This is a genomic window from Methanosarcina sediminis, from assembly GCF_052056915.1.
In the GTDB taxonomy this organism is placed as follows: domain Archaea; phylum Halobacteriota; class Methanosarcinia; order Methanosarcinales; family Methanosarcinaceae; genus MTP4.
In genome coordinates this window covers 2,290,150-2,303,325 of record NZ_CP195119.1, presented here as the reverse complement: position 1 = coordinate 2,303,325, position 13,176 = coordinate 2,290,150, and the positions used below count along the sequence as shown (strand labels likewise).

13 protein-coding genes are annotated in these 13,176 nt (G+C 46.5%); 10 read left to right on the top strand and 3 right to left on the bottom strand.

Features of this window, described 5'->3' with window-relative positions:
• Positions 1–79: 79 nt before the first annotated feature.
• Positions 80–355, top strand: coding sequence for a UPF0058 family protein (locus ACSAZK_RS09890; protein WP_048176974.1), 276 nt, complete (start codon positions 80–82; stop codon positions 353–355).
• Here ACSAZK_RS09890 and rimI read toward each other — a convergent pair.
• A complete protein-coding gene (rimI, locus tag ACSAZK_RS09885; protein ID WP_440953990.1) occupies positions 339–833 on the bottom strand; it encodes a ribosomal protein S18-alanine N-acetyltransferase in 495 nt (164 codons plus the stop codon). The genes ACSAZK_RS09890 and rimI overlap by 17 nt on opposite strands.
• A gap of 351 nt (positions 834–1,184) precedes the next feature.
• A complete protein-coding gene (gene arcS / locus ACSAZK_RS09880; protein WP_440953989.1) occupies positions 1,185–3,089 on the bottom strand; it encodes an archaeosine synthase subunit alpha in 1,905 nt (634 codons plus the stop codon).
• 398 nt (positions 3,090–3,487) lie between these two features.
• On the opposite strand from arcS, the gene ACSAZK_RS09875 reads away from it, so the two are divergent.
• The 9 genes from ACSAZK_RS09875 (at position 3,488) to ACSAZK_RS09835 (ending at position 11,150) form a co-directional block, all read left to right on the top strand.
• A complete protein-coding gene (locus ACSAZK_RS09875; RefSeq protein WP_440953988.1) occupies positions 3,488–4,858 on the top strand; it encodes an FAD-binding oxidoreductase in 1,371 nt (456 codons plus the stop codon).
• Positions 4,859–4,863: 5 nt separating this feature from the next.
• A complete protein-coding gene (locus ACSAZK_RS09870; RefSeq protein ID WP_440953987.1) occupies positions 4,864–6,066 on the top strand; it encodes a (Fe-S)-binding protein in 1,203 nt (400 codons plus the stop codon).
• Positions 6,067–6,355: 289 nt separating this feature from the next.
• Positions 6,356–6,610, top strand: coding sequence for a hypothetical protein (locus ACSAZK_RS09865; protein ID WP_440953986.1), 255 nt, complete (start codon positions 6,356–6,358; stop codon positions 6,608–6,610).
• A 496-nt stretch (positions 6,611–7,106) separates the two neighbouring features.
• Positions 7,107–7,364, top strand: a complete 258-nt coding sequence (locus tag ACSAZK_RS09860) for a hypothetical protein (protein ID WP_440953985.1) — start codon at positions 7,107–7,109, stop codon at positions 7,362–7,364.
• Between the two features lie 501 nt (positions 7,365–7,865).
• Entirely contained in the window at positions 7,866–8,309 is a 444-nt protein-coding gene (locus ACSAZK_RS09855) for a hypothetical protein (protein ID WP_440953984.1), read from the top strand.
• A gap of 1,070 nt (positions 8,310–9,379) precedes the next feature.
• A complete protein-coding gene (locus ACSAZK_RS09850; protein ID WP_440953983.1) occupies positions 9,380–9,949 on the top strand; it encodes a hypothetical protein in 570 nt (189 codons plus the stop codon).
• Between the two features lie 361 nt (positions 9,950–10,310).
• Positions 10,311–10,592 carry a hypothetical protein gene (locus ACSAZK_RS09845; RefSeq protein ID WP_440953982.1) on the top strand — a complete coding sequence of 94 codons (282 nt, stop codon included), beginning with the start codon at positions 10,311–10,313 and terminating at the stop codon, positions 10,590–10,592.
• 122 nt (positions 10,593–10,714) lie between these two features.
• Complete coding sequence (locus ACSAZK_RS09840) at positions 10,715–10,930, top strand: type II toxin-antitoxin system HicB family antitoxin (protein ID WP_440953981.1); 216 nt, start codon at positions 10,715–10,717, stop codon at positions 10,928–10,930.
• Complete coding sequence (locus ACSAZK_RS09835) at positions 10,923–11,150, top strand: type II toxin-antitoxin system HicA family toxin (protein ID WP_440953980.1); 228 nt, start codon at positions 10,923–10,925, stop codon at positions 11,148–11,150. The genes ACSAZK_RS09840 and ACSAZK_RS09835 overlap by 8 nt, the downstream gene beginning before the upstream one ends.
• 30 nt (positions 11,151–11,180) lie before the next feature.
• Here the strand turns inward: ACSAZK_RS09835 and ACSAZK_RS09830 are convergent, their stop codons facing one another.
• Entirely contained in the window at positions 11,181–13,049 is a 1,869-nt protein-coding gene (locus ACSAZK_RS09830) for a YgiQ family radical SAM protein (protein ID WP_440956992.1), read from the bottom strand.
• Positions 13,050–13,176 lie beyond the last annotated feature (127 nt).

The following is a 13,176-nucleotide window of genomic DNA, read 5'->3' as shown; positions in this document are numbered from 1 at the left end:
GAGGATTTCCTCGGGCAATTCTTTTATTTGATTCAAGGTAATATTTAATTGATCTTGTAAAATTGTAGGTCTGTTCGCTATGCACAAGGAAGAACTCATACAACTGCACACATATATGGCCCAAATGAAAAGGTATTTTGAACGACATGGAGTAACGCAGGAATTCGATGAGTACAAGTCTTTATCGATAAGTCCTGTCCACATTCACCGGAGCAAGGCGGATCATAAGCGAGCAATTTTTATTCTAGGAGGAGAACTCGCAAACCTGATGTCCAGGGACGATTCCATCTTCGAGGAGTCTCCCCAGATGAGAGAATCCGTTAATTCCGCCGTTAAGGTCATGGGTAATAACTGACCGGACCCCGGATTGTGGCAAGGAACCCGTTGCTCGAAAGTCCAGGTTCCATATGCCTTTTTTTTGAGATTAACAGGCGGTAAGGATGAAGGTGCATTTTCATCACCATTCCGTCTTCTCCGTCTGAATAATATTTTTTTTCGGTCCAGCAGGGTATGAACCCTATGGATATGTAAAGTCTTTGCGCTTTTAAGTTACTGTTTCTGACTTCCAGCCTGGCGTATTTAAGCCCGTTTGCAATGAAAAGGTCGCAAATAGCATAAATCAGCTCCGTGCCTATTCCCCTTCCCTGGTATTCCTTTTTGACTCCCAGGGAAAAAATATGCCCCTCGTTTTCCGCAGAACGGTATCCTACCGCATATCCCACGACTTTCCCGTCTTCTTCTGCAACAAGGAACCCGTCTCCCACCAATTCGTAAAAATTCATGTAGACAAGGGGGTCATGTTCCGAAAAAGCCTCAGTCTCTATATCAATCATTTCCTGGAAATCTTCGGGTGTGAAGCGCCTTATCATAATCTAATATATATCGCTACCTTTTAATTACTTCTTCGTGTCAACTATTTCTGAACTAAAGACTCAAAGCTTAAAGGTAACACTTAAACAGTTCCTGTTTGCTATTTTGAAACGAAGATCTTTTTTTGAAATGAATGCCTTTTTTGTTTCTACGGAGTTTCGACTTTTCCTGTTGAAGTTCCTCTTTTGTTGAAGTTTCACTCTTTGAAGGCCTCATATTATTGAATTTTTTCCTAATCGGAGGCCTTCTACATAATAAAATATTTTTACTGACTGTCGAGCCTGTTGAAATTTTACTTTTTTCCTTTTCAGAACTCAGAGTTTTTTAACATGCCTGAGGGCAATGGCTATTCCCCTGCTCGCCTGTTCCATCTCAGGACCACTCATCATAGCCCTTCCCACGCAGAGAGCTCTCTCTCCGAGGACTATCACCTCATCATTCGGGCGAATCTCCGGGTCTGCTCGAATTACGCCGGGTGCAAGGATAGAACCTCGTGGTACAAAATCATCAATTTGTACCACTGATTTGCTACTGTTTACCATTAATTGTGCTCCTTCAAGGGAGAGGGCCAGGATCCCGTACTGAGGAACCAGGGTAGCCAGCTGTCTTTTTCCTGCAAAGAGCTGGTGTTTCGGAAAGCGGCCTTTTACCTGTACTTTTTCGCCTTTTTCCGGGAAAAGGAACTCTGCATTATCCCCGAACTGATAGTTTGCAATTCCCTTTATGAGATCCAGTTTTGCTTCTTCGGTGTTCCGGCTTTTCCTGTTGATATCTTCGGAACTGCAAAGGGTTTCAACAGTGTTCCTGAGCTTCTGGAGGGCAGCCGGGGATGTGAGGCTTTCTCCGGCACCTGCGGTGTAGGCGATCTCAAGCCCCAGCTTCTCTGCTGTCCGTTCGCAGATTTCCCTGTAGGCTCCTTCGACGTGGGCGACTACTGCCGTATACCTGTGTCTTGAGAGGTATGCCTCCAGGCAGCCGGAAACCCAGGCTTTTTCCTCCTCGTCCCAGTGGCCGGTGACCGCGGTGTCATAATGGGCGGCCGGGTAAGTCAGTTCAAGTTCCCTCGGGACAATTCCGAGCGGGGAAGTGATGATTACCTCATGGACAAATTTCCTGTACCTGCCCAGGGCATGGGTAAATTTCTGGTGGGATTGGGAAATGGAGTAAGGTTTTTTTGCGGCGCAGGGGAGCAGGAGGAGAATTTCGGGCCCCTTGGGGGTATACCTTTCCTGTATGCGCCGGGCAAACCTGACCACCTCTACTCTTGAGAGGGCTTCGGAGGTATTTGCCAGAAGCTGGTTTTTCCGGAATGTGGGGACTCTTTCTTCCAGATATGTGTATTCGAAGTCGGCAAGGCGGAGCAGAGCCGTTAACCAGGGCCTGACCCGGCACTGCCCTTCCAGGTAATCCCGAAGAGCACCTCCCCGGACCTTTTCCCTAACAAGGGCCAACTCGGCTTCGAGGGCATCCCGGTTGTGGTCTGCAAGGAGCCTGGATCTATCTGCTTTCGGGAGTGCCAGAAGCTCTTTGGGGGTGGTGGAGGCGCAGACTTTGCACCTGCAGGGAAATTCGGTTAAGGAATCCAGGTGGAACCTGCCGGCTGCGGTCAGGTAGATGTCCGAATAGGCTGCTATTTCCGTTCGGGTATCGTCCAGAACGTCAACGCCGAGGTAGACGAGAGTTGCCACATTTTCCGGGAGAGCGAGGTTCGGGGCATAGAGGGCGCTGTCCGGGGGGATCCGGCTTTTCAGGTCAAGGACGGTTTCCAGAAACTTCCGGGCGTTGTTTTCCAGGTTTCCTGCTCCTTCCATTACGTAGAGGTCTCTTTTCCCGGGGGCTTCCCCTAGCCTGAGGAGAGCACCTGTGGGGCCTTCTCCTTTCCTCTCCTCGTCTCCGGTTCCGGTCTCGGCAGTTCCTTCGGTGGAGGTCTCAGGGTTTCTTCTGGCGTCGTAGGGGACGGCAGGAGGGTATGCCTGGTGGGGCAGGATTATGAGGGTTTCATCCCCCACCTTTTCACGGATTTCCTTTATGCGGGCTTCCGTCTCTCCGGGCTCTTTTGCGCTCCATAGGCTACCCGCATCCACGATGGGACTTGGGGTTTCAAGGTTTCCGAGCTCTGCCGTGTGCAGGATGCAAGGGGTTCGAAGTTCCGTGGAAAGCAGGAATTTTCCTATCCTTGCGGCTCCGTCTCTTTGTTCTACCTCAAAGTATCGTGTCATTGTTTTCCTCTTATTTTTTCCTTTTATGTCTGTCCGAATGTAAAGAAATGTGATAATATTTGGGAATGGATGATTGGCATTATTCTACGCGCTTTAAAGGGGAAGGGTGATTGGTATTATTCTATGTGCTTTAAAGGGAAATGGAAGATGGAATATTCTTATATGCTTTAAAGGGGAAGGATGATGGTATATTCTTATATAATATTAATAGCTTGATAGTGTGCTGCAAAAAATTATCCGTTGCTCACATAAGCAGTTCGTTGCTCACATAAGCAGTTATTCACCTGGTCATCATATGTTACGAAAGTCACCTATTTTTTTAGATCCGAATTCTGAAAATTGAAAAACCCGAATTCTGAAAATTGAAAAACTCGAATTTTAAAAACTTGAGGTCTATAATGGATATCACTGAAGAGCTTCGAGAGATCGTTGGCGAGCGCTTCTCTGTCTCGTCTTCGGAACTTTATTGTTATTCTTCCGATGCATCCCAGGTCAAGGGGATGCCCGATTACGTTGTACGCCCTGAAAGTACGGAAGAGGTCAGTCGGATTGTCAAACTGGCCTTTGAGCACGAAATCCCGGTAACTGCAAGGGGTGCGGGAACAGGGCTAGCGGGTGGGGCCGTCCCGGTACAGGGAGGGATCGTGCTTGACCTTTCAGGCATGAACAGGCTCCTTGAAATCGACCTGGACAACCTGCAGGTCGTCGTGGAGCCAGGGGTCATTCAGGACACCCTTAATGATGTGCTAAAACCCCACGGCTTCTTTTTCCCCCCGAACCCGGGGAGTTCTGCCATGTGTACCATCGGGGGCATGATAGCTTACAACGCAAGCGGGATGCGCTGCGTCAAGTACGGGACCACACGGAATTACGTCCGGGACCTGGAAGTGGTGCTGGCAGATGGATCTGTCATCCACACAGGCTCGAAAATGTTGAAATCGGCGGCAGGGTATGATCTGACCCAGTTGATGATAGGGTCGGAAGGCACCCTCGGGATCGTAACGAAGGCGGGCCTGAAAATCGCCCCTCTTCCGAAAGCCCGTAAACTGGTCATAGCTGCCTTTGGAAATGCCGAACTGGCCGGAAAAGCTGTTATCAAGATCTTTTCAAACGGAGTCGTCCCTTCGGCCTGCGAGATCCTGGACAGGGTTTCCCTGCAGGTCTTGAAGCGCTACGACCCGAACCTGGTGCTCCCTGCGGAAGGGGATGTCATCCTCTTTGAAGTGGACGGGACGGAAACTTCGGCGCATGAAGCCGCTGAGCAGGTAATGGAAGTCTGTTCCCCTCTTGCCCTTACCATCAAGCTTGCGGAAAGCGAAAAAGAAATGGCTGACATCTGGGCTGCAAGGAAACTTGTGGGAGCCGCAGTTTCCCGCCTGGACCCGACCAAGAGCAGGATCTATGTGGGAGAAGATGTAGGCGTGCCCATGAAACGGATCCCTGAACTGCTCAGGCGCGTGCAGGAAATTTCCGAGGAGTTCGACCTGCCTGCAATGAAATACGGGCACATAGGGGATGGAAACCTCCACCTTGCCCTTTTTATCGACGTCCTGAACCAGGATGAGTGGGACCGCCTGAAAAAAGCGGCTGATAAGGTCCACAGGACTGCAATCGAGCTTGGAGGCACGGTCAGTTCCGAGCACGGCGTGGGTGCCGCCAGGGGAATGTACATGGAAGCCCAGTGGGGCCCTGCGTTTGAAGTGATGCGGACGATAAAAAAAGCCCTTGACCCGAAAGGGATCCTGAATCCGGGAAAGCTTGGGTTGTGAGATCAATGAAAAATGAAAAAACAAAAAATGAAAATGAAGCTTCAGGGGTAAAAAAACAGGCAGAAATGAAAGCTGAAAAAGGAACCGAAGCAAAAACCGAGGCAAAAACTGAAACCGAAAAGGAAAAAACCGAAACAAAGCCTTTTGAGGTTGACCGCAGGTCGGTTTACAAGTGCGTGCAGTGCGGGACCTGCCGCTCGGTCTGCCCGGTCTTTGAAACCGTGGGCTGGGAGTCTGCCAACACCCGCGGTCGCATGCTGATTATCAAGAGCCTCCTTGAGGGCAGGGAGCCCTCCGAAGACGTCCTCCCGAGCCTTGCCACCTGTACGACCTGCGGGATCTGCGCCGCCAAATGCCCGGCCGGGGCAAACCCCCCTGAAGTCGTGGAAGAGGCGCGTTCCGAACTCGTGAGGCTGGGCATCACAACGGAAGGCCAGGAAAAACTCCGTTCAACGATCACCATTAGTGGCAATTCTTTCGGGGAAAGCAAGGACCGCCTGCACTGGCTGCCTGATTCCGAACGCTCGAAGCTTCCTGAAAAATCAGATTACGTCTACTTTGTGGGCTGTTTTGATTCCTATCGCTATCCCGAATTTGCAAAGAAGACCTTCGAAGTCCTGCAGCACTTCGGAGTCACCCTTCTCCCGGACGAACACTGCTGTGCCTCCCCTCTGTTGCGCACCGGTTTCAGGCCGGATGCGGAAAAGATCATGGAGCACAACCTGGAGCAGATCCGAAAAGTCGGAGCCCACACGATCATCACGGGCTGTGCAGGTTGCTACACCACCCTGAAGAACAACTACCCCGGAAACCTCAGGGTCATCAGCGTCCCCGAGTTCCTGGCCGAGCACCTGGGCGACCTGAAGCTCAAGCGCCTCGACCTTAAAGTCACCTACCACGATCCCTGCCACCTGGGCAGGCACAACGGGGTCTATGACGCTCCCCGTGAGGTCATCGAGTCCATCTGCGAGTTAAAAGAAATGAAAAACATCCGGGAAAACTCCCGTTGTTGCGGCGGCGGAGGTGGGGTCAGGATAGGTTACCCTGACATCTCCATTGAACTTGCAAAAAAGCGGCTAGAGGACGTGCCCGAGGGAGTGGACTACATCGTCACCTCCTGCCCCCTCTGCGTGCGCAACCTCAGGGACGGAGGCGGAGATATCGAGGTTATTGATATCATTGAACTTGTGGCTATGGCGCTGGAATGAACCTTGGTGGGTTATTAAGCAGCTGATTTCACTGTTCCGGGGTGGCTTTTCTTCCATCTCGGGCGTTTTTACTTTATAATTTAGCTGCATACTTTTTTTATTTTCATATTTGTTTCATTTTTATTGTTTTTTTCTCCTGTCTGTATCCCTCTTATACAATGAAAGCGAAAAATAAAATGGGAAATCGTCCCGGAAATCGGTTTCAAAATGAGAAGGGGTTCGAAATTAAACTGGTTTCCAGATAGGCCTGAACTGCTTGTTCAAATATTTCAGGAAGGAGGAAAAATATATGGGATGCAGACCGGTTACAATTAAAAATGTCACGCCTGATGTTTTCAACTGTATGAAGAAAAAGCTCCAGGGGGCTGGTATCCATGTGCCGCCAGGAAAGAAAGGAGAGCTTTCAGGAAGCGGTGTTGTAGCCGATTATGATTGGGACGGGGAGTCGAAGCTTACCGTCACGATCAAGGAGAAACCATTCATTATCGGATGCAATGCAGTAGCAGGAAAAATAAAAAGTTTCGTGAAGGAATGTCAGAAGTAAGGAAAACGGATGTAATATAAAGAAAGTTGAGAGGAAATAGAGGAAAGTTGAGAGGAAATTGAAGAAGAGGCGAACTTCAAAATTTTATTCATTAAGTAATTTTCGGATATTTGGAAGTTATGGATTTAATTAATTCTTAAGTTTGGTTCACGTATGAAGGAAAAAGATGCAGCAGTCTCTTCCTCTATCCTATCTTACTGTTTTTGCGGAAATCCGGGTTTAATTCTGGAATTTTTTTAAACAACTCCACAAATTTTTTATACTCTAAAGTGTTACATAATTTTGATTATGTTTGCTTGTGCAAAGGACAGGACCCCGTAAACTGCTGTTATTACCATTTCCTTTTTGGCAGTGTTCCTTTCCGTTGGGTTCACGGCAAACATCCAACCCCCCAATTTCAAAAAGCAAATTTCAAAAACCGATTTCGAAAAACCAGATCTAAAAAAGAAAAATGAAAAGTCCAACCCTCTTAAAACAACAGAAGGAGAAAAAGAATATGGCATGCAGTCCTGTAACGTTTCACCACGTTACACTCGATGTATTCAATTGTATGAAAAAGAAACTCGAAGAATCCGGTATCCACGTTCCCTCCGGAAACAAAGGCGAACTTTCGGGACACGGTGTGGTAGCCGATTATGACTGGGACGGCACATCAAACCTTACCATCACGGTCAAACAGAAACCCTTCTTCATCAGCTGCGGCACTGCAATAGGAAAAATTCAGGACTTCGTACACCAGTGCCATGGGAATTAAAATGAAAAATACAGGGCAGGGGATCTTCCCTGTCCTCGCCTCTTAAAAACACATCTTTTATATAATGTCCTTAAGCCCTACCGCCTGAAATCGTACTCGAAAATTGGTTCCAAAGAAAACCAGCTTTTTTAAACTGAAAGTTCTAAGGAATTTCATTCTTTTCTCTTTTAACAGATATCAATGTTCAGTAGCGTTTTTTCTAAATTTTGTTTCTTATATCCTTTTTTACATACTGGTATTATTTTATTATGTGTATAAAACGACTATTATATAAAATATGGGCCAGTAGAACATTTTTTCCATTAAATCTGAAGAAAAATATTTATACTGGTTCTTTTATCCAAAGGGGGTATACTTATAAAAAAGATAAGGTTTGCCGTACCTTTAGCATTATTGCTGGCTTTACTGGTTTCAATACCAGGTGCCTCAGCGTCCTCCGTTGATGTCAAACCGGCCTCATGGCCCAACTCCATCAATGTGTGCAATAACGGGATTATTCCTGTGGCTTTTGCATGTCCCTACAGAGGTCTTACAGCTGAGGATTTAAAAAATGATGCCTGTAAGATTCAGGTTGCAATTAAAGTTGAGAATGGCAGCGGCTGGGATGTTGAGTTTTGTGAGAACTTCTCCTCTGATGATTTAAAACTCAACATTGAAGATGTGACAAGCCATGTGAGTTATGTCGTAGACAGAGGAGGTCCCGATTATTGTCCTGATGGTTACCCGGACCTCACAATGAAATTCAGGACCCACGACATCTTTGGCGGTATTAATCCCGCTGATTATGAGGAAGGCAAAGCCATTGAATTTGAGATGTGGGGATACGACTGTGACGACAATTTACTCTTTAATTCATTTGACCGTATCCGCTTCGTGCCGGCAAATTGCGACAAAGTTGACAATCCTATGAAACTAAAACATGAGAAGCTAAAAATGAGAAGCTAAAAATGAGAAGCTAAAACATGAGAAGCTAAAACATGAGAAGCTAAAACATGAGAAGCTAAAAATGAGAAGCTAAAAAATGAAAAGCTAAAAAAGATAATTTGGCAGAAAATTGTCACTCCGGACAGGAAAATACAAGTGTGAATTGACTTTCAATGCTTTCCTCATATCATGGAATTACTTACTTTTCCTGCCCTGTCTTTTTTCTTTTCACCGGACATTTTTCAGGCATCTCCTTCAAAATGCTGTTCTTTCATCTGTTTAATCTGTTTTGATTGCTTCCAGGCTTTTGAATTTTTTAGAAGTTATAGATTCGATTAATGTCTTAAGTTTGGTTCATATAGCTAGGAAAAAGGTGCAAATGTATTTTCCCGTATTCCATCATACTGTCTTTCCGAAAATTTGGTGTTAATTTTAGAATTGTTCTCAAAAAATCCCTTAATTTTTTATACTGTAAAGTGTTAGATAATTCTGGTATTTTTGAATGTGCAAAGGACCGGCCCCAGTCTACTTTTGTTATGGCCAAATTTTCTTTTCGGCAGTATTCCTTTCCGTTGAGTTGCGCGGCAAACATCCAACCCTCCCAAGTTTTCAAAAAAACAACATGGAAAATCCGGGACATGGAGTCCCCCATCCTCGCCTCTTAAAAATATATCTTTTTAAAAAATGAACGATTCTCTAAAAACGTCTCATTTTCAGGATCCAGAGGGGAAGGTTTTCGGGAAGTTATTTTGCTTCTGATTCAGGATGATCAGGGTATGCGGAACGAAACTGAAAGCGTGGGATAGCCAGGCATGTAACCCCTGAAATCTTACCCGAAAATTCGTTCCAAAGAAAATCAGCTTTTTGAACTCTACAGATTCAAAGAATTTTATATTTTTCTTTAAAAAAATACCAATGTTTAGTAGTATTTTTTATTAATTCTGTTTCTCATATTCTTTTTTACATACCGGTATTATTTTACTATGTGTATAAAACGACTGGTATAAAAAAACAAATCAGATGAACATTTCTTCCACGAATTCTGTAAAAAATGTTTATTCTGGTTCCTATGTCCAAAGGGGGGTATAAATATGAAAGGTAGAAAATTTGCTGTACCTTTAGCATTATTGCTAGCTTTACTGTTTGTCATACCAGGCGCTTCAGCCTGTGACGTTGATGTCAAACCGGGTTCATGGCCGAATTCCATTAATGTATGCAACAACGGGGTGCTTCCTGTAGCATATGCATGTTCGTATGATGGATATACAGCTGAGTATTTAAAAGACCATACTTATACAGTTAAAGTTGCAATTAAAGTTGGAAAGTCCGACTGCTGGAATAATGAATTTTGCGGGGATTTCCCGCGTGAGTATTTAAAATTAAACGTTGAAGATGTGACAAGGCATGTAAGTTATGTCTGGTACAGAGGAAATTGCAGTTACATCGGTCCCGATGGTTGCCCGGATCTCACAATGAAATTCAGGACTCAGGATATCTTTGACGATATTAATCCTGCCGATTATGAGAGTGATAAAACCATTAAATTTGAGATGTGGGGATATGACCGTAAGGGTCAGGAACTCTTTCATTCATTTGACTATATCCGTTTCGTACCTGCAAACTGCAAAGAAAAGCCAGCAAATTGCAAAAAAAGTAAATAATTAAAAAAAGCCAAAAAAATGATGTCTCAGAAGGATTTTTTTGTTCCGGCAGGAAAATGCAAATATATAATTGATGAGGGGCACTTTCCCTGAAATTATATAATTTGCTTATTTTTTCTGCTTTCTTTTTTTCTTTTCACCGGCTTTTATCGTATTCTGCTTAGGGTTAGGTTGAGGTCATTTTTTTATAGTCCCAAGTGTTAATAAAATTCTATACTTTGTTCTACGCCAGCAGAAAAACCGGGACAGTTTGTGGAAAAGTTAACTTCATTTTGTTTTTAATGCGTCCCTGAATTCACAGCTACCTATGATAGCCGATTGGAATACTGGAAAATAAGAGGAAACAGGAAGGAAACCGGACATGACCGGAAGGAGATTGGAAGAGGAAGGGTGCCGGGGGATCAGGTTTAAAAATGTGACTCCGGACGTATTTAAGTGTATGAAGAAGAAACTTGAGGGATACGGTCTGGAGGTCTCGCCCGGAAATTCCGGGGTGATGGAAGGAAATGAGATAGTTGCCCACTTCACCTGGGACGGGGAAGAACATCTGGTAATTGAGGTCAAGGAAAAGCCCTGGCATCTCTACTGCGGAGCATTGAGTGGGCAAATGAGGGCTTTCATGCGCGAGTGCCAGGGGAGATGAAGTAAAATCCAGAAAAAATCCGGGTTTTGGCTTTCCGGTGCCTTGGGATACGTATCTACGCTAAAATAAAATAGAATGGTCGCCAACTAAGCTTTAAGAACTATTCGGGTTTGGAGCCAGCTATGAGACAATTCCTCGTATCTATTACAAAAGAAGACGACTTCTTTATCGCAAGATGTCCCGAGCTTAATGTTACTTCTCAGGGAGAAAGCCTTGAAGAAGCAGAAAAAAATATCAAAGAAGCCATAGAGCTGTACATCGAGAGTTTTGGAGTTGAAGATCTTCCGCAAAAAGTGTCCAAGCCTTATATCACTTTTGTGGAAGTTGCCCATGCCTAAACTACCGGTCGTTTCTGGAAAAAAACTCGTTACTGCATTGCAAAAAGCAGGATTCGTAATAGTGAGACAGAAAGGAAGTCATGTCTCACTTCAAAAAATCACTCCCGAAAAGGTATATCGAACAGTGGTGCCTTTGCACAAAAGACTTGCTAAAGGTACTCTTCTTGATATTCTTCATCAAACCGGCCTGGACAAAGAGGATCTGAAAAGGTTGCTATAAAATTACATCTTTCCCTAACCTTTTCTCCTTTTACCTTTTTCTTCTCCTTATCAAACAGGTCCAGGCATTTCCCACAAGGTCAAGCCTTCCCGTTCTTTCCAGGGCCTCATATACAAGGTCGTAGTTTGCAGGATTCTTATAGTGCATAAGGGCTCTTTGCATGGCTTTTTCTTTCTTGCCCCGCGCTACGTAGACTTTTTTGCCGGTGAAGGGGTTGATCCCTGTATAGTACATGCAGGTGGATACCGTCATCGGGGTGGGGGTGAAGTCCTGGACCTGTTCGGTGTACCCGCCGTGATCCCGCATGTATTCGGCCATCTCGATCATGTCTTCCAGGGTGCAGCCCGGGTGGCTGGACATCAGATAGTTAACTATGTACTGTTCCTTGCCGCATTTTTTGTTGAGGGTCTCGAACTTTTCGGCAAAGCGTTCGTAGATTTCTCTGTCAGGCTTGCACATAGCATCCGTGACCCGTTTTGAGAAATGTTCGGGGGCGACCCTTAGCTGCCCGCTGATGTGGTGGGCGCAGAGTTCTTCCAGATACTCCTCGTCTTTAAGGGCAAGGTCGTAGCGAACGCCGTAGCCGGTAAAGACCTTTTTGACCCCGGGAAGTTCCCGCAGGTGGCGCATGAGTTCGAGCAGTTTTTGATGGCTCGTGTCCAGGGCAGGGCAGATGCCGGGGTGAAGGCAGGCTTTGTCCAGGCAGGCGCCTTTTTTCTCCCAGCTTTTGCAGTCCATGCCGTACATATTGGCAGTGGGGCCGCCGACCCCGTTGATTATGCCCTTGAAGCCCGGCTTTTCCGTAAGCTTTTTTGCCTCCCTGAGGACTGACTCGATGCTCCGGCTCGCTATCATGCGCCCCTGGTGCTGGGTGATGGAACAGAAGGAGCAGCCGCCGAAGCAGCCCCTGTGTGTTGTCAGGGAAAACTCGACCATCTCAAGGGCAGGGACGTGTTCTTTGTAGGAGGGGTGGGCTTCTCCTGTGAAAGGCAATTCATAAACGTGGTCCAGTTCTTTTTCGTTCAGGGGGCGCATGGGGCTGTTCTGCACGATCACGGTCTTGGGGTGGGGCTGGATAACGCCTTTTCCCGTGACCGGGTTCTGCTCCAGGAAGTACATGCGGAAGGCTTTTGCAAAAGCGGCTTTGTCCTGGGAAACTGCGGTAAATGAGGGGATTTCAACGTGCGTTTCAGTTAATTTTTCAGCGGGTTCCTCAATGGATCCTTCAGTGGATTCTTCAGTGGATTCTTTAGTGGATTCTTTAGTGGAAGGGTCATTTTCGGCTTTTTTTGCCTTCCATTCCTTAACTTCCATTTTCCAGGCAGTGCCGGGGATGTCCCGGATCTCCCTGACGTTTTCCCCTGCCTGCAGCCTCTTCGCAATCTCGGTGATCTGCAGTTCCCCCATGCCGTAGACCAGCAGGTCGGCGGGGGCATCTGCCAGAATTGACTGCCTTACCTTATCCGATAGATAATCGTAGTGGGCAAAGCGCCGTAGGGATGCCTCAATTCCCCCTAGCACGATAGGGACGTCAGGGCAGGCTTCCTTTATCCTGTTCGAGTAGATAATCACGGCGCGGTTAGGGCGAAGCCCTGGCTTGCCCCCGGGGGAGTATGCGTCCTTTGCCCGCGGTTTCAGCCCTGCGGTCAGGTTGCTGACCATGGAATCCGTGTTCCCTGCGCTTACGGAAAAAAAGAGCCTGGGCTTCCCCAGTTTTTTGAAATCCTCGGGGCTGTCCCAGCGGGGCTGGGCAATAATCCCTACCCTGAATCCCGCGTCTTCAAGCACCCTGCCCACAATTGCGGTCCCGAAACTGGAGTGGTCCACGTAGGCATCCCCGGTGACAAGGATTATGTCAAGTTCTTCCCAGCCCCGCACTTTTGCCTCTTCCAGGCTCATGGGGAGGAATTTTGAAACGGGTACATTGTGTATGTTGGGCATAGGAGATTTGGCAACTTTTGCCGCTTTCGTCCCGGTTTTTTCTCTGGTTTTTGTCCCGGTTTTTCCCTTCTTTTTTCTTTCATAT